This window comes from Rhizobium sp. 3T7 (assembly GCF_020166565.1).
Lineage (GTDB): Bacteria > Pseudomonadota > Alphaproteobacteria > Rhizobiales > Rhizobiaceae > Rhizobium.
In genome coordinates this window covers 1-17,079 of the sequence record NZ_JAIQXS010000036.1, presented here as the reverse complement: position 1 = coordinate 17,079, position 17,079 = coordinate 1, and the positions used below count along the sequence as shown (strand labels likewise).

The window sequence follows — 17,079 nt, the reverse complement described above, 5'->3', positions numbered from 1 at the left end:
GCTATCCTTTCATGATGGTCACGTCGTCGACCTTGAGAGTGGACTTGTTCCTCACGAGGGCGACCAGGATACCGAGGGCGACGGCAACCTCCGCCGCTGTGATTGCGATGACGAAGATCGCGAAGATCTGCCCGCGAAAATCATCGTCGTAACGCCCGAAGGCGATGAAATTGATGTTGACCGAGTTGAGCAGAAGCTCCAGCGACATCAGCACGACCAGGATATTGCGCCTGATGAGCACGCCTGCCGCTCCGATCACGAACAGGACCACTCCGAGCAAGATATACCAGGAGAGCGGAACCATCACTCCTGCTCCTTCCGCGCCAGCACGATGGCACCGACCAGGGCGGCGAGCAGGATGACGGAGGCGGCTTCAAACGGCAGCAGGTAGTCGGCAAAAAGCGTCGTACTGAGCTGCCTGATCTCATCGCCACCGCGCACAGCGGCGGGTTCCATGACCGAAAAGCGCTTGCTCCAGAGCACGAGCACGAGCATCTCGACCCCAAGCAGGACGAGCAGCACCAGCGCCGGCAGGTTGCCGCCCGGCAAGAACCGCTGCAACACCGCTTCGCGCACATCGATCATCATGATCACGAACAGGAACAGGACCATGATGGCGCCGACATAGACGAAGATCTGGATGACTGCGAGCAACGGCGCGTCGAGCAAGATGAAGATTGCAGAGATCTGCAGGAAACAAGCCATCAACGCTAATGCGCTGTGAACCGGATTGCGCGCCATGATGACCGTCAGGGCCGCAATCACGGACACCGTCGCGAACAGAAGAAAGAACCCCTGACCCATCGACGCGACCCTCCCACGACAACTGTGACCCAGCGCGAGACGGCCGGATTTGAGATAGTTGCGCGCACTTCAGGTGCATTTATAAATTGTGCCCTAGTCTCGGATTTTTCACAAGATTATTGTCATTGGTGGAGCAAGACCGGGCCGATCCGATTGTGGCGAGAGCCGCTCGCGAGAGGCTGGCGGAGCGAGCCTGCGCCTGATGGTCATGCTCCCGAATATGCGCAGCCGTGCCGACCTTCGCCGCAGGCGGGGCGCCGCCCGCCGGCCGGATTCTAATTTGCGTGCGAAGACCTTCAGCCCGAAAGGCGGATGGTTGTCTATCCGAGTCGGGATGACGCAAACGATCGCGAATTTACTGTCGCCTATAAGCGGCCAATAAAAGTGGGGACGTTCTTGCCGCCGAGGAACGTGCTAAAACTTGCAAGGTAACAGGCTGATACCCAATCGCTGATTCAGCCCACGCTTCGCTTCTGCCGTACAGGCACGTGTACATGCCAGCTTCCCATCGCAATGTTCGGAATCGCGGCGGTGCATATCACCATAACGCTGGGTCGCGAGAGGCCGAAACTCTTCGGCGTCCATTGTGCTTTGAGTGGAACAACGCAACGAGGAACAAATGTCTTCAGATTAGGCTCCAGTACTTCCCATTGCTGAGGGCCCTTGGCATTCTCATTCGAGATAAAGCGCCTGGCCTCTTCACGAATTTCAAAGAGGCCGTGCTTGTCTGACGTAGAGCGATCATTTTCGACGCTCCACGATGCCATGCCCGGTGCGGAAGCGAATAAGGCGGCAGTGAAGACCAAGGATCGAAGCAATGGTGTGTCATTATCAGCCAAGTACGTCTCCCTGCGTGGAAAAAAGCCGCCTTCTGATGTGTAAGCCTGGTAGATCCACTTCCTCACGGCCCCGTGCTCGAAATCAACGTTGATATCCGGCGGCTCTTTGCGTCCCTGTCCCAAGGAGATAACAGACGGCCGCGTTCACAGCCGAGCCCAAGATAATGCCAATGACGAAAATCTGAACGCAAAAGCGCCGCGACATCGACGGTCGCGGCGCTTTGTATCGTGTCGTTTATCTTAGAATTCGCGCCAATCTTCAGCAGCCGCACCGCCAGCAAAAGCTGTCGAGACCTTGCGTACCATTGCCGCTGGAGCGTTTCTCTGTGGCAGTCGCGGTGCATAGGCAGATTGCGCCGCCCCGGCAGAGCCCTGAAAGCGGAATTTTGACAGCTGGCTTGTTAGCGAACCCGCTTCGTCAGCCAGCTTGTGGCTGGCTGCGGATGTCTCTTCGACCATCGCCGCATTCTTCTGCGTGGATTGATCGAGTGAATTGACCGCGGCATTGATTTCTTTGAGCGCCGTAGACTGTTCCTTCGCAGCCTCGACGATTGAGCTCACGTGGCGGTTGATTTCCTGCACTTCGCTGACGATCTCCGTCAGCGCCGTACCAGTTTCGCCGACCAGGGTCACGCCGGAACGCACTTGATCACCGGAATTGCTGATCAGTTGCTTGATTTCCTTTGCCGCATTGGCGGAGCGTTGAGCAAGTTCGCGAACTTCCTGAGCGACGACTGCAAAGCCTTTGCCCGCCTCGCCGGCCCGTGCAGCCTCGACGCCGGCGTTCAGTGCCAGCAGGTTGGTCTGGAATGCAATGTCATCAATGACGCTGATGATATTGTTGATCTCGTTCGAGGAACCTTCGATCTGGCTCATCGCGGCAACCGCACGCTTCACGACTTCGCCCGAGCGCTCGGCATTTGTGCGTGTTCGTGCAACAAGGTTGCCGGCCTCTTCCGCGCGACGGGTCGAGTCATTGACCGTCGTCGAAATTTCATCGAGCGCTGCGGCAGTCTGTTCAATTGATGCGGCCTGCTGTTCAGTGCGCTTTGCCAGATCATTCGAAGCTTCGCTAATCTCGCGGGCACCGGCATCGATCGACAAAGCGTTATCGCCGATCGTCTTCAACGCCGATTGAAGCTTCTCGACCGAGTTGTTGAAGTTAAGGCGCAGCGTATCGAGAGATGCAGCGAACGGCTTGTCGAGACGGATATCGAGATTGCCGGCGGCCATTTCCTCAAGCGCCTGACCGAGCTGTTGAACAGCATCGTTCGTCTGCGCCGATAGCGCCTCGCGTTCGGCCGCGGTTGCTTCGAGCCGCGCGTTCTCATCAGCAGTCCGCCGGGCGTCGGCTGCGGCGCGCGCCTCAGCCTGCGAAGTCACGGCCTCGCGCACGGCGCCAACAGCCTTCGCCAAATCGCCGACCTCGTCACTGCGGGCCTCGATATCGCTGGTGCTTACGTTGTTGCCCTCAGCCATCCGCTGCAGGGCGATCTGCAGCTTGGCCATCGGCAAAGTGATCGAGCGGGTCGCGAGGAACGCAGCGGCAATAGCCATAAGCACGGCGCCACCCAACGATCCCAGTGCCAGCGTCTGGAAGCCTGCAACGACGACGTCGACGCCACTGCCGACCGACTTGTTCAAGTTTTCCTGATAGTCGATGAACTTGTTGATGGCCTTGAGCCAGTTGATGAAGAGAGGCGTTGCCTGCTCGATTAGCATCTTCTTGGCTTGTACCGGGTCATTCGCCATCTGGCGCGCGATGATATCTGCGACAACCGGATTGGTTTTCGACTGAACGTCGGCTATCTCCGCAACGATCGCCTTCTCGGGCTCAGTCGCAGCGCCTGGCATCGAGATCATCGCATTCATCTTCTGCTCGTTTTCCGCATAAGTCGCGGCAAGCTTTGCAATGAGATCGATCGCGGTCTGACGGCCGGCAGGCTCATCGCGCAAAACGACATCACGAATGGCAATTGCCCGGTCATGAACGCTGCCCCGGAAATTGATGGCAAAGCGCTGCTTGACGCTGTTGACCTCGTTGATCTGCACGAGATCGTGGTCGACATCGTTCATCTTTGAAATGGAAAAGAGCGTCAAGCCAATCATGAGCAGCAGCAGGAAACCGAAAGCTGCATAAAGGCGGGGGCCGATGCCAAATCGGAAAGTCATTTGCAATCCTCCAAGCGCAAATAGCCGCGCAAGCAACGAATTGCGCGATGCCGCAACGATGAGCGTTATCCGGGGGCACCCGGCCGAGCGCTGTTGAACTCATTCGCTTTGTCTGAAGAAAGCACTCGTGAATAAACAGATAATGAAAGATGGTTAATAATTATAATATGAGCAAAATAATTATACTTTGGCCAAATAATGTGTCGAACAAGTATTGCAGGTTGCAATTCAAGGCTGCGTGGTTTTCTTGATCCGGCTTTGAATCACTCTGTTTGCAGCTGATACCAGCGTTTCCAGCAATGCCGCGACAGTATATGTATCTTCCGGGAGCGATCGCTTCCTAAGATACTGGTATGGTTGGTGAGTTCCTCGAGCCGGAAGGGGGCATTAGCACGGAGAGGCTTTAGCGTCGCAAAGAACTGCACAACCTCGCGGCGCTTCAACTGCCGTCGACAACGACCATGCCCGTCGCGTTAGTTGTGTACACTTGGAGCACCAACTTGGTAATCTCGATTCCAATCGTGACAATCTCTTCCACCGACTGGGCCTTCTCATGCGTCGTTCTAGGCCGCGAAAAGGCTGACTGCTCGATTTGACTGCATGATCGTGAACCGCCCTGCTCGAACGAGAAACAGCTCAGGCGCGCCTTCGACTGCGTACCGATACGTCCAAGGCGCAGTCTACTCATTATGACATTGCAGGGTGAAGCAAGGCGTCTCTACGCGGTCTCAAGCGTGAGACTTGCGGTATCGGCCGCCGCTACGATGTTCTCCAGCACGGAAATTTCCTCTTCCGTCAGATCTGTGAGTGGAGCCCGGACAGAGCCGGGATCGCGGCCTATCACCTTTAGCCCTGCCTTGATGATCGAGACTGCATAGCCTTTTCTTCGGTTGCGCAGAGCAACGAATGGGAAGAAGAAATCCTTGAGGATCCGGTCGACGGTCCTTTGGTCGCCGTTTCGCAGCGCCCGATAAAAACGTTGTGCCAGTTCCGGGACAAAATTGAAGACGGCTGACGAATAGGTCGTTACACCAGCGGCGAAATAGGCCTGAGCATAGACTTCGTGCGTCGGCATGCCGCCAACATAGACGAGGCGGTCGCCAATCTTGGTAGTGATCTCGATGACGCGGTCGACGTCCCCGACCCCATCCTTGAAACCGATCAGGTTGGGGCATTCGTCACAGAGTTGCGCAAGACTGTCTGCCGACAGGATGGCGTTATCACGATTATAGACGATCACCCCGATCCCGACTGCGTTACAGACTGCCTTTACATGCGCAACCAGGCCGGCCTGTTCCGAAAACATCAGATATGGTGGCAGGAGGAGCAGCCCATCGGCGCCGGCCCTTTCGGCTGATCGTGCAATCTCGACAGCAAGCGAGGTCCCATAGCCTGTTCCCGAAATGATTGGCGTCTTGCCGGCTGCGTTCTTCGCGGCACGTATGACCAGCGGCACTTCCGCAGGATTGAGTGAGAAGAACTCGCCGGTACCGCCGGCTGCAAAAAGTGCGCTTGCCTGAAAGCCAGCCAGCCAGTCGACGTGTGTGCGGTATGCCACCTCGTCAAACTTGTTGTCGCTGTCGAAATGCGTCACGGGAAAGGAAAGCAAGCCGTCGCCGACCGCTTTCTTGATGGCATCGGGATCCATGTCAATGTCCTCGAGTTATTGCTCTATCGAAGGATTTGGAGGCGCGATCACAGATGCCCGGCTTCCAGGGCCTCAAGCAGGGCGGCGATGTAGCCATAGCAAAAGCTGAAGGCTACACCGCTGGCATCGCGGCCGCTGATGCTTGGTACATGATCCGGCATGACCATGTATTTGTAGCCGACCTCCTTATACACTTTCAGCGATCGGACCATGTCCATGTCACCCTCGTCGGGGAAGGTTTCCATGAAGGAGAGCGCGCCGCCGCGAATGTTGCGGAAGTGCAGGTTGAAGATCTTGCCGCGTGTGCCGAACCAGCGAATGATGTCGTCGATCTCCTCGCGCGGATTTTCCAGCATCTCGCCGATCGACCCTTGGCAGAAGTTCAAGCCGTGATAGGGGCTTTCCCGCATCTGGACGAACTTCTTGAGCCCGTCGACCGTCCCAAGCACGCGCGTGACGCCGCGATAGCCAGGCGGCGTGTAGGGATCGTGGGGATGGCAGGCAAGGCGAATGCGGTTGCTTTCGGCAACGGGAACGACCCGTTCGAGAAAATAATCGATGCGCTCCCAGTTTTCGTCCTCCCGGAGCACTCCCGCAAGGCCAGGCGCCGCCTGGTGGTCCGCCTTCTCCCAACGAAATGCCTCGTTGAGCGATCCGCCGCGGCCTTTTTCGAGTTCGGTGCGCGGAATGCCGATCAAATTGAGATTGTATTTGGTCGCAGGTATGCCTGCCTTGGCGCAGTTCTCGATCATCTGGCAGACAGCGTCGATCTGCCGGTCGCGCTCGGGCCCGGCCAAGAGGATATCGGGATAGGATGCGTTCTCGATCGGTTTCGACGGCAGCGGAAGCTGGATCATGTCGAGCACAAGCCCGAAGCTTTCCACATGATCGCGATGACGCTCTAGATCGTCCAGCGTCCAGCTTGACGGGGCGCCTGGCGGATCGGCCGATATATGCTTTACCCCAAGCTGGGCAAAAACACGAAAATCATCATCGTCGCGCACTGCGACCTGCGTTCCCAAATACACCTTCATCCTCCCGAATGATCAAATCATGTCATATGACATAATATGAATTTCGGAGGCTGTCGAGCACTATTGCTGCTCTGCGAGCATTCGATAGCGTCGCTGGCTTGCCATCATGTGGGCGCGCATGGCCTGGCGGGCCCGATCCGGATCCTGATCTGCGATGGCCGAGAGAATCTCCCCATGCTCGGCCTGGACCTTTTCGAGATAGGCGCGGTCATTGGCTTCTGGCAAGGTCGGAAACTGTCCGCGCGGTATGGCACGAGGACCGAAGTGGCGCAGAACATCGACGTAAAACCGATTGTTCGTAGCGGCAGCGATGGCCATGTGAAACTCGTAGTCGGCCTCGACGGTCGGCTGCCCGGCTTCAATCAAATTCGCCATTTTCCTGTTGGCCGTGCGGATGGCGGCTTCCTGCTCGGCTGTCCTGCGATAGGCTGCGATGGCCGCGGCCTCGCCTTCGGCAGCCATTCGAAACTCCAGCAATTCAAGGGTCTCTGGGATGCTTTTTACTTCGATTGGCGTGAGCGAGAGGCCTGTCTTTGTTTTGGGATCGGCGACAAAGACACCCTTTCCTTGAACCGGTTGGACAAAGCCTGCCGCACGTAGGTCGGCAATTGCCTCCCTGACGACCGTCCGGCTGACGCCAAAGGTAGCCTCAAGCTGCGGCTCGGTTGGCAGTTGATCCCCCTCTCGCAGCTTCCCCGTCTCGATCTGCAGGCGCAGTTGATCGATGACCTGCTGTGCCAGCCGCTGCCTGCCGCGATTGATCGTTACCATCGTGCCCGTCCCAATTTATCCATCCGGTCTCGTCCGCACGACGCTTGCAAAGCGCTCTGATCTTCGATAAATCATAATACGACATACGGACGACATATTATGTCTCGTATAGTAACTCAGGGAGGAGTTGCAATGAAGTATTTTTCCAGAAGTCTTTTTGTAAGCGTCGCCTTAAGTGCGCTCACCATGGCGGCCCAGGAGCTCAAAGCGGCCACGCCCGCTGACCAGCTTGTTATCGGGACATCGCTGGCCCAGGTTCTGTCGCTCGACCCGCAGCAAGCGACGGAAGGCAAGGCCGTCGAGATCATGTCAAACCTCTACGATCGGCTGGTGGCAACGACGCCGGAGGGAAAGATCGTGCCGCAGCTTGCAGAAAGCTGGCAGGTCGATGACAGGGGGATCACTTTCAAGCTGCGTGAAGCAGCGTTTGCCTCAGGCAATCCGGTCACGTCGAAGGACGTTGTCTATTCTCTAGGGCGACTCCTAAAGCTCGACCAGGCTGCGGCAGCAAACCTGAAGCGAGTCGGCTACACGAAAGACAATGTCGACCAGTTGGTCAAAGCGATTGACGACAAGACCGTGCGCATCGATCTTTCCGACGCGGTGACGCCGGAACTTCTGCTTTACCGGCTCGCCATGGCGATTGCGAGCGTGGTCGACAGCGTCGAGGTGGAAAAGCACGTCGTCAACGACGACTATGGAAACGCCTGGCTTAGAACCCATTCTGCCGGCTCCGGTCCGTTCACACTCAATCGCTGGTCGCCGAACGAACTCGTCATTCTTGACGCCAACAAGGACTATGTCGCGGGTGTGCCGAAGATGCGCCGTGTCATCGTCCGGCATGTGCCCGAAAGCCAGGTCGAACGCCTGATGCTGGAGCGCGGCGACATCGATCTTGCCAGCGCCCTGACGGCGTCTGATCTGGCGATTTTCAACGGCAAGAAGGGCTTTGAGGTCCAGCGTGTGCCCACCGGCGGTTTTTATGTTCTGGCGATGAACGCGGGCAACAAGTATCTCGCCAATCCAAAGGTGCGCGAAGCGATCGCCTACAGCATCGACTATCAGGGTATCGAAAAGACGATCATGGGGCCGTACGGTCGCGTCAGGACGGTCCCTGTACCAGAGAATTACGAGTATGCGGTACCAAGTCCGGACTGGCACCTCGATGTGGCCAAAGCAAAGCAGCTGTTGGCCGACGCGGGTTTCAAGGATGGCTTTTCGCTGACGCTGAAGACCATAGCTCAGACACCTCGTGTCGATCTGGCAACGGCCATTCAGGCCTCACTCGGCCAGATCGGCATCAAGGTCGATGTCCAGCAGGGAAATGGCTCTGACATCATTTCGGCCCACCGGGCGAGAAACTTTGATCTCCTGATCCCACAGACTGGCGCTTACATGCCCAACGTCCTCGGTGCGATGGAGCAGTTTGCATCCAATCCGGACAATTCGCTCGAAGCCAACAATGCCGGCAACTTCGTGTGGCGCTCGGCCTGGGACATTCCGGAATTGACCGCAGTGACGGCAAAGGCGTCGATGGAGCCTGACCCCAAGAAACGCGGCGAGCTTTATGTTGAGATGCAGACGATGTTCATCGACCAAAAGCCCGCCGTGCTGCCGATGTTCGAGCGTTTCGAACCCATCGTCTTGAACAGCAAGGTTCAGGGCTATGTCGGCCATCCCAATCTGATAACGCGCCTTGAAGGCGTGACCAAAGCCGAGACCGAATAAACAAGGTCGCCGATCGTGAAAGAACTGTCCGTAACCGAACTGGGATGGCGGCTTTGGCATCTCGCTCTCAGCCTGTTCATCCTTCTATGCGTTACTTTCGTGATCGGCCGCGTCTTGCCAGCCGATCCTGTCGGGGCCATCGTCGGCGAGCTTGCAGATCCGGCTGCCTATGCCGTCATGCGCCAGAAGCTCGGCCTTGACCTGTCGATCTACCAGCAATTTCTGATCTATCTGAAGGGGCTCGCTCAGGGCGATTTCGGGACGGCGGTTCTGACCGGAAATCCGGTATCGGCGGATCTCGCCCAAGCATTCCCGGCGACATTCGAACTTGCCACCCTGGCGATTTTCATCTCGACATTCGTTGGTGTACCCCTTGGCCTGACTGCCGCGCTTTTTCGCGACAGTTTCATCGACAAGGTTGCTCGTGTGATTGCACTTGTCGGTCATTCGATCCCGGTCTTCTGGTTCGGAATTGTCGGCTTGGTCATCTTCTATGCCGGCCTGAACTGGGTTGGTGGCCCTGGACGCATGGATGTCTTTTACGAGGGCCTCGTCACGCCGCAGACGGGGCTCTTGCTGGTCGACAGCCTTTTGCAGGGCGAAACCGAGATTTTCTGGAACGCACTCGGCCACATCATTCTCCCAGCTGTTATCCTTGCCTATGCGGCCATGGCCTACATTACCCGGATGACACGCAGCTTCACGCTGGAACAGCTAAGCCAGGACTATGTGATTGCCGCGCGCGCAAAAGGCGTCGGCCCGGCAAGGACGGTCATCAGCCACATTCTTCCCAACATTGCTGTACAGCTCATCACCATTCTTGCGATCTCCTACGGTGGGCTTCTTGAAGGCGCGGTCGTGACCGAGATCGTCTTTTCATGGCCAGGCATCGGTCAATACATGACGAACGCGCTGATGATCGGCGACATGAATGCCGTCGTTGCAGGTACGATCATCATCGGTTTCATCTTCATGTTTCTGAATTTCCTCGCGGATATCGCCTATGCGATCTTCGATCCGCGCACGAGAGAGAAAGCGCGATGAGCGGGGCAATTGACACCAATCTTCCTATTCGCCCACCGAGCCTTCCAGCACGCATCACAGCGTCTTCGGCCCGTATTGTCTCGAAGCTTGCGCAGGAGCCGCTCGGTCTTGCAGGCTTCGTCATTCTTGGGCTGCTCTGCATCGTCGCGATTATTGCCCCTTGGCTTGCGCCCTACGATCCGAATATCCAGATTCTTTCCGACGCCTTGCAGCCGCCGAGTGCTGCGCATTGGGCCGGCACCGACGAGTTCGGTCGCGACATTCTGAGCCGGCTGATTTACGGAACGCGGATCACGGTTCAGACGGTACTCTCGATTTCTCTGATTGTAGGTCCCATCGGTCTCCTGATCGGCGTGGTTGCTGGCTTCTTCGGTGGCCGCACCGATGCGTTGCTGATGAGAGCGACAGACATCGTTCTTTCCTTTCCTTCGCTGATCCTGGCGCTTGCATTTGCCGCTGCCCTTGGCGCCGGACTGACCACAGCGATCATCGCTATTTCGCTGACTGCCTGGCCGCCGATAGCCCGGCTGGCACGTGCCGAGGCTCTGGTTGTCAGGAACGCCGATTACGTCGCTGCGGCGCGGCTTTATGGAGCCTCGCCGCTGCGCATCCTGCTCGTCTACATCGCGCCCATGTGCATCCCCTCGGTGATCGTTCGCCTGACGTTGAACATGGCCGGGATCATCTTGACGGCCGCCTCCCTCGGCTTTCTCGGACTGGGCGCGCAACCTCCGGCGCCGGAGTGGGGCGCAATGATATCGAACGGACGCAAGTTCATGCTGGACTACTGGTGGGTTGCCGTCATGCCGGGCTTGGCTATCCTGATTTCCAGCCTTGCCTTCAATATCGCGGGCGATGCGCTTCGCGACATTCTGGATCCTCGCCATGCAAGATCATGAGATGAGACCCCTGCTTTCCATCAGGAAATTGAACGTCAGTTTCGGCAGGAGCGCGGTTCCCGCCGTGTCCGACGTAAGCTTCGACGTCGGGCGTGAGCGCGTCGGGATCGTCGGCGAGTCCGGCTCGGGCAAATCGACGACGGGACGCGCGATCATGCGCCTTCTACCGCCGAGTGCGAACGTCACGGCGTCGCGTCTCGAGCTTGACGGGCGGCCCCTTCTGTCGCTGCCGGAGCGCCAGATGGGCAAGATACGGGGCAAGGACATCGCGTTGATCATGCAGGATCCTCGCTACTCGCTCAATCCGGTGCTGACGGTCGGCAAGCAGATTGCCGAGGCGGCTCGCCTGCATCTTGATCTGCGCGGCCCTGCTGCGCTTGCCGTCGCAACAGCAGCGCTCGAGCGCGTGCGGATCAACGACCCGGAACGCGTGATGACGCTTTATCCGCACCAGATTTCCGGCGGCATGGGGCAACGCGTGATGATTGCCATGATGCTCCTTGCGAAGCCGAAACTGGTCATTGCCGACGAGCCGACATCGGCCCTCGATGTCAGCGTCAGGAAGGATGTGCTGACGCTGCTCGATGAGCTCGTCCGGGAGAATAATTCCGGACTGCTGTTGATCAGCCACGACATTCGCATGGTCGCAGCTTTTTGCGAGCGGATTATCGTCATGTATTCCGGGCGCGTGATCGAAACGCTGACCCGGCTCGAAGACGCACGCCATCCCTATACACGAGGACTTATGGCAGCGATGCCGGATCCGAAAAACCCGGTGCGGCGCCTTGCTGTTCTCGACCGGACAAAGCTCGATCTGGAGAATGCATGATGATTGAAGTCAGCGATCTCGATGTCGTATTTGCTTCGGGCAAGCTGGAAAATCATGTGGTCAAGGACGTGAACTTCAAGGTGGCGCGTGGTGAGACCCTGGGCATCGTCGGCGAGTCTGGCTGCGGCAAGTCCACCTTGCTGCGTTGCCTTGCTGGTATGGAACAGGGCTGGTCAGGAGAGATTGCCCTGGCCGGCAGGGTCGTCGGCAAGACGCGCAGCCGCGAGGACCTCAAATGTGCGCAGATGGTTTTCCAGGATCCCTACGGTTCGCTTCACCCCCGTCATCGGATCGGAACAGCGCTCGCCGAGCCCTTGAGGGCCATGAACCATGTCGATATCTGGCAGAAGGTGGACAAGGCCCTGCGCCAGGTCGGTCTGCCGGCAGGCTTTGCCAACCGCTTCCCCCATGAGCTCTCCGGTGGACAGCGCCAGCGCGTTGCGATCGCCAGGGCCCTGATACTTTCGCCACCCATTCTCCTGCTCGATGAACCAACCTCGGCGCTGGATGTTTCCATACAAGCGGAAATTCTGAACCTCCTGGCAGATCAGCGTGACGAGCGAGGCCTGACCTATGTGCTTGTCAGTCACGATCTCGCCGTCATCGCGCACATGTGCGATCGCGTTTTAATCATGAAGGACGGCCGCTTCGTCGACGAGCTCACCAAGGCGGATCTGCAGGCAGGGGTAACCCACCACGCCTATGCCCGCGAATTGTTCGGCGCAAGTTTCATCTGACCTAAGATCGCGTGAGCAATCGAACCGCACGGATTGGCGCGCTCTTCGACGGCGCCCATCGAATGTGATGTCCTTCGTGGCATGAAACATGCGCGACGCGATCGCCAACGTGCCGGAAAGCATGATCCTTGCAGTTCCTCGTTCCGCGACTTGAACTTGGAGAAAATCCGACGATGCGGGCAAGCGGGGTTTAAGCCCTCACCGCTTCAGATCCCCCGATGCATCCTCCACTGAAAGCCGCTGACATTGTGTGATTGGAGACAATCGGTCTCAATAGCGGCCAGCTGTTTTACCCTCATCGGCCTGGCAAGTATCGGACAGGTTCCAAAAAAATATCGTCATAATCTCAGACCGTTGACAGGTTGCGCGATGCCTATCGGAACAAAGGGCTTCCTCATTGGTATGTTACTCTATAAAAATAGTCGTGTAATGATGGCGCTGACAGCCTTGGACAAAGGGCCTGAGAGGAGACAGACATGACAAATGCTTTGCCCCCGCTTCATGCAGGACATGCTCCAATTACGCTTCAAGAGCTTTTCCGCGAGGCAGTGTATGCCTTCGAGGAGTGGGACGACGAATTGGTCGAGCCGATCGTCACCTTCGAAGGACGGGTGATCCCAATCAGTCATGTGTTTGAGGCTATGCGGCACTGCAACGACATCGTTCCAATGCACATGGCCGGCGCGATCGCCGAGTGCCTGACAAAGCCATGGGAGGGCGATGGACCACTGGACCAGATGAGCTTTTCGACTGCCGCACGGGTCATGGCCGTATTGGTTCGCAAGCGCCTGCTTTTCGGCGAAATGCACGGATTCGCATCGTTTGCGATAATCGGAAACCAGCGAAATTCGCGCCGCTGATGGAGGCAGGCAAGCGTCGGACAGCCTTTCCTGCCCGGCGCGACCTATCTCATCAAATGCAGGCAATGGCCGCGCGAGCGTTGCAAAGAGAATGGCCCCGAAAGGACACCGCCGCACGATGATCGCGCTGACGACGACAAAGATTTCCGCACCAGTCCGATTGCGTTTTGCAGCGCCCACCGCGAAGAAAGCCCGTCGTCATCGATCAGGCATCGAGCGCGACAGCCTTCGTCAACGTGCGTTCGGCGGCTGATGAGAAGCGGAGTATTCCCATGGAGGGACGGGTGCTCTTGGGCGCATCGGAGGCAGACTGCCGGGAGCCCGCTGATCAGACGATCAATCGACGTCGGATCGCCTCGGCTATGGCCTGGGTCCGATTGGATGCGCCGAGTTTCTTGGCCGCCGACTTGATGTAACTGTTCACAGTCTCGACTTGGTATCCGGTCGCCTTTGCAACACCCGCGCTGGTTAGTCCGAGGCTCGCCTTCGACAAGCACGCCATTTCGCCTTTCGACAACCGCAAATGGTTTGCAGCGAAGCGGTCGACAAGCGGTTTTGTGACGGCGGTGTGGATCGCCTCGGCAATCAGGGCAAGGAACGTGATCTCGTCCTCGTTGAACGGAGTGGACCGCGTGAAGCCGACTGCTCCATAGACGGTACTGTCTCGAAGGATTGGAACGATGGTCCTGTTGTGGACTTTGAACGTTTGTTGAAGATACAGGAGCCTCTGGGGAACTTCATGTTTCTGATACACGTCGCTCTCGACCACCACCGCCGTTGATGACTTGCTGGCTTGGACGAGCGGGTCCACGAGCAGGAGTTGATCGGCCATATACACTTCGATGAACGCGGGTGGCAGATCGGTGTCGATGGAGAAGCCCCCTCCGAAACGGTAGTGGTCGACATCGAGTCCTGAAATGAAAATGTAATCGAAGGGCACGGCCAACCGGAGCCTATCGATGAGTTCGTTTTTTCCGAAGTAGCGGTGCTTCGGAACCGAGCGAAGGTCTATGTAGTCGTCCAACGCGTCTGGAGATAGGATCGAAAGGGCGTTGACGGGCATTGGGGCAGCTTCGGTTATCGCAGAATCTACCCCAGTTATGGCGCGCGGCGGTTAGCCGAAGCTTAACGACTTGATGAAGGTCATGTGCCGGGTAATAGATGGCTATTCGCCTGGCATCTGGTCGAACGCCGTCGCCCACCGCGCGGAGGCGTCACGCTTCCTTCCGACCGCTTTCGCCACGGTCCTATGCGGCGTCCTTATCATGCTTTGGACCGTTCGGTGTCTTGAACTGCAGTTCAGCCAGACGCTTGTAGAGTCCCCCGCCGCGCAAAAGTGCGGAATGCGTGCCCTGCTCCACGATCCGGCCTCCATCCATCACCAGAATTCGGTCCGCTTTGAGAACCGTTGCGAGCCTATGCGCGATGACGATCGTGGAACGATTGTCCATGAGTTGCTCCAGCCCCTGCTGAACCAACAGCTCGTTTTCCGCGTCGAGCGACGCCGTGGCTTCGTCGAGAAGCAGGATCGGAGCGTCTTTCAGAATGGCCCGAGCAATCGCGATCCTCTGCCTTTGTCCGCCGGAAAGAGTAAGGCCCCGCTCGCCGACCACCGTATCGTATCCGTTCGCCAATCCGCTGATGAAACCGTGAGCCTGAGCCCTGGTGGCGGCGGCAATGACTTCCTCTCGTGTGGCGTCTGGACGCCCGAATGCGATGTTCTCGAAGATCGAACTCGCGAAGATGGTCACATCCTGTGGAACGATGGATATTTCCCTTCGAAGATCCTGAGGAGAGATGGACCGCAGATCCCTTCCATCGATCGAAAGGTTGCCCGCATCGGCGTGGTAGAATCCGAGCAACAGCGAAAAGACCGTGCTCTTGCCGGAGCCTGAAGGTCCCACCAACGCGATGGTTTCTCCGGGAGCGACATTCATCGTCAGTCCCGCGAGAACCTCTTTTTCCGAGGTGGTTGGATAAGAGAAATGCAGGTCGGAGATTTCGATGCCGCCTGTTACCGGACTCCTCAATGGGACGCATGAGCCCGGCTCGGGCACTTGTGTCTCTTCATTCAATAGGTCGAACAATCTTCCCGCAGCGCCCGCGGCCTGCGCCAGTTCTCCCCACACCTCCGAGAGCGAGCCCAATGATCCCGCTGCGATAACCGAGTAGATCAGAAATTGGCTCAGGTTTCCCGCAGACAGCGTGCCAACGAGGACGCTTTGGGCGCCTAACCAGAGCACGCCGACAACGCTGCTGAAGATCAGCGCGATTGCAACGCCCGTCAGGCACGCGCGGGCACGTGCCGCAGTGACGGCCCTGTCAAAGGACAGCTCGACGTCGCAAGCGTATCTTTGCCGAGCGGCGTCCTCCGTAGTGAAAGCCTGGACGGTTCGATTTGCCGCGATGATGTCGCTGGCATAAGCGGACGCACTGGCAAGCGCATCCTGTGCGGCGCGCGATTTCTTGCGCACAGACCGTCCGAAGTAGATCAGCGGCCCAATGATGAGCGGAATTACGCCGACGGCGATCGTCGATAGGCGCGGGCTGGTGACGAACATCATGGCGAGCGCGCCCGCACAGAGGATCGAGTTTCTCAGAGCCACGGACGCCGACAGGCTGACCGCCGCTTTGATCTGGGTGGCGTCTGCCGTAAGGCGCGACGCTATCTCGCCCGAGTGGTTGCAGTCAAAGAACCGAGCTGGAAGGCGAACGATATGATTGAAGACCCTGGCGCGAAGGTCTGTCACGATCCGCTCACCGAGAGTGGTGACAAAGTAGTAGCGTAGCGCGCTGGCTAGGGCCAACGCGACAGCCAGAGCCATTACCATGAGAAAGTATCTGTCGATGAACGTCCCGTCGGCCTGCCCGAAACCATTGTCGATCATGCGACGAACGGCCATCGGCAGAGAGAGCGAAATCAACGCGGCGCACGTGAGCGCCAGAACCGCGCATATTGTCAGCCCGCGATGATGTCGCAGGAAAGGAGCGAGGCGTACGAGGCTGGCCGCGGCTCGTTTTTGTGAGGACGCTAGATGCCGGCTTCCGTCGTCGCGTTCGAGCGACTGGTCTTTGAGACTGGCAGTCTGTCGGTCGTGCTGGGCTATCATCAACGCCTTGATCTCCGAATAAATGTGACGGTGCCCTTGTCCACCTGACGGACTGCAGCGTCTTTGATCATGATCAATTATCGGAGAGCGTTTTCGAAACCGGACGCCCTTAGGCCTACTAGATCGATCCCGCGACGGTGTCTCGTCGGCGGCCGTGCCCTTAACTTTTCATAAGTAAATCAACCCTATTTATGGGGTGCGTTTCGTATCCTCTGGGGGCGTACGCAAGAACCTCGCATCAAGGACCGGGCATTGGCAGAATCGTCGGCGTCTTCTTCAGCGCGCGTGGCTTCCTTGGTTGAGGCGCTGCTCGGGGCTGGATGCGATATGTGGTCTGTCGGAACGGGCTATTTTGTGGGAGAGCCGCGGGAGGAACCCGCGGCAACGCGTGCGCAGGAAATTCTGCGTGAGTTTGGTCCGAGGGACCACTTGAGGACCGAAATCTCAAACCACCTGCGGGCGATCGGTCGCGACATCGCCCGCGATTTTGTCTTGGACTAGGCCGTAACTCATTAACTTGCTTGGCGTTTTTCGCACGGCTCGATTCAAGGCTTCCGTATAGGGAACTACGATGACGCGCCGCCGCTACGAACTCACGAACCAT

Annotated in this window: 15 protein-coding genes; 6 read left to right on the top strand and 9 right to left on the bottom strand. The window is 57.8% G+C overall.

All coding sequences use genetic code 11. The annotated features are described in order from the left end of the window. Nucleotide 1 precedes the first annotated feature (1 nt). The 7 genes from nuoK to K9B32_RS27980 form a co-directional block, all read right to left on the bottom strand. On the bottom strand, nucleotides 2-304 hold the full coding sequence (nuoK, locus tag K9B32_RS28010; protein ID WP_007795349.1) for an NADH-quinone oxidoreductase subunit NuoK: 303 nt from the start codon (nucleotides 302-304) through the stop codon (nucleotides 2-4). Further along, nucleotides 304-804, bottom strand: a complete 501-nt coding sequence (locus K9B32_RS28005; protein ID WP_224568421.1) for an NADH-quinone oxidoreductase subunit J — start codon at nucleotides 802-804, stop codon at nucleotides 304-306. The genes nuoK and K9B32_RS28005 overlap by 1 nt, the downstream gene beginning before the upstream one ends. Before the next feature lie 455 nt (nucleotides 805-1,259). Then, complete coding sequence (locus K9B32_RS28000; protein WP_224568461.1) at nucleotides 1,260-1,622, bottom strand: hypothetical protein; 363 nt, start codon at nucleotides 1,620-1,622, stop codon at nucleotides 1,260-1,262. Between the two features lie 261 nt (nucleotides 1,623-1,883). After that, nucleotides 1,884-3,815, bottom strand: coding sequence for a methyl-accepting chemotaxis protein (locus K9B32_RS27995; protein WP_224568419.1), 1,932 nt, complete (start codon nucleotides 3,813-3,815; stop codon nucleotides 1,884-1,886). A gap of 718 nt (nucleotides 3,816-4,533) precedes the next feature. Next, entirely contained in the window at nucleotides 4,534-5,463 is a 930-nt protein-coding gene (gene kdgD / locus K9B32_RS27990; RefSeq protein WP_224568417.1) for a 5-dehydro-4-deoxyglucarate dehydratase, read from the bottom strand. A 47-nt stretch (nucleotides 5,464-5,510) separates the two neighbouring features. Next, nucleotides 5,511-6,491 carry a mannonate dehydratase gene (locus K9B32_RS27985; RefSeq protein ID WP_224568415.1) on the bottom strand — a complete coding sequence of 327 codons (981 nt, stop codon included), beginning with the start codon at nucleotides 6,489-6,491 and terminating at the stop codon, nucleotides 5,511-5,513. Nucleotides 6,492-6,557: 66 nt separating this feature from the next. Next, complete coding sequence (locus K9B32_RS27980; RefSeq protein ID WP_224568413.1) at nucleotides 6,558-7,268, bottom strand: FadR/GntR family transcriptional regulator; 711 nt, start codon at nucleotides 7,266-7,268, stop codon at nucleotides 6,558-6,560. A gap of 132 nt (nucleotides 7,269-7,400) precedes the next feature. Here K9B32_RS27980 and K9B32_RS27975 point away from each other — a divergent pair, with 132 nt between their 5' ends. The 6 genes from K9B32_RS27975 to K9B32_RS27950 all read left to right on the top strand — a co-directional run bounded on the left by K9B32_RS27975 (nucleotide 7,401) and on the right by K9B32_RS27950 (nucleotide 13,365). Next, complete coding sequence (locus K9B32_RS27975; protein WP_224568411.1) at nucleotides 7,401-8,996, top strand: ABC transporter substrate-binding protein; 1,596 nt, start codon at nucleotides 7,401-7,403, stop codon at nucleotides 8,994-8,996. A 15-nt stretch (nucleotides 8,997-9,011) separates the two neighbouring features. Beyond that, the gene (locus K9B32_RS27970) at nucleotides 9,012-10,040 is read left to right on the top strand and encodes an ABC transporter permease (protein ID WP_224568409.1); all 1,029 of its coding nucleotides are present in this window, start codon (nucleotides 9,012-9,014) and stop codon (nucleotides 10,038-10,040) included. Next, nucleotides 10,037-10,939: an ABC transporter permease gene (locus tag K9B32_RS27965; RefSeq protein WP_224568407.1), complete on the top strand. Its 903-nt coding sequence runs from the start codon at nucleotides 10,037-10,039 to the stop codon at nucleotides 10,937-10,939. The genes K9B32_RS27970 and K9B32_RS27965 overlap by 4 nt, the downstream gene beginning before the upstream one ends. Then, nucleotides 10,926-11,768 carry an ABC transporter ATP-binding protein gene (locus K9B32_RS27960; protein WP_224568405.1) on the top strand — a complete coding sequence of 281 codons (843 nt, stop codon included), beginning with the start codon at nucleotides 10,926-10,928 and terminating at the stop codon, nucleotides 11,766-11,768. The genes K9B32_RS27965 and K9B32_RS27960 overlap by 14 nt, the downstream gene beginning before the upstream one ends. Next, nucleotides 11,768-12,505, top strand: coding sequence for an ABC transporter ATP-binding protein (locus K9B32_RS27955; RefSeq protein WP_224568459.1), 738 nt, complete (start codon nucleotides 11,768-11,770; stop codon nucleotides 12,503-12,505). Before K9B32_RS27960 ends, K9B32_RS27955 begins: the two co-directional genes overlap by 1 nt. A gap of 476 nt (nucleotides 12,506-12,981) precedes the next feature. Then, on the top strand, nucleotides 12,982-13,365 hold the full coding sequence (locus tag K9B32_RS27950) for a hypothetical protein (RefSeq protein WP_224568403.1): 384 nt from the start codon (nucleotides 12,982-12,984) through the stop codon (nucleotides 13,363-13,365). A gap of 328 nt (nucleotides 13,366-13,693) precedes the next feature. On the opposite strand, the gene K9B32_RS27940 is transcribed toward K9B32_RS27950, so the two are convergent. Together K9B32_RS27940 and K9B32_RS27935 are read right to left on the bottom strand one after the other, a co-directional pair. Next, entirely contained in the window at nucleotides 13,694-14,428 is a 735-nt protein-coding gene (locus tag K9B32_RS27940) for a helix-turn-helix transcriptional regulator (protein ID WP_224568401.1), read from the bottom strand. A gap of 184 nt (nucleotides 14,429-14,612) precedes the next feature. After that, complete coding sequence (locus tag K9B32_RS27935) at nucleotides 14,613-16,475, bottom strand: ABC transporter transmembrane domain-containing protein (RefSeq protein ID WP_224568399.1); 1,863 nt, start codon at nucleotides 16,473-16,475, stop codon at nucleotides 14,613-14,615. Between the last annotated feature and the right edge of the window lie 604 nt (nucleotides 16,476-17,079).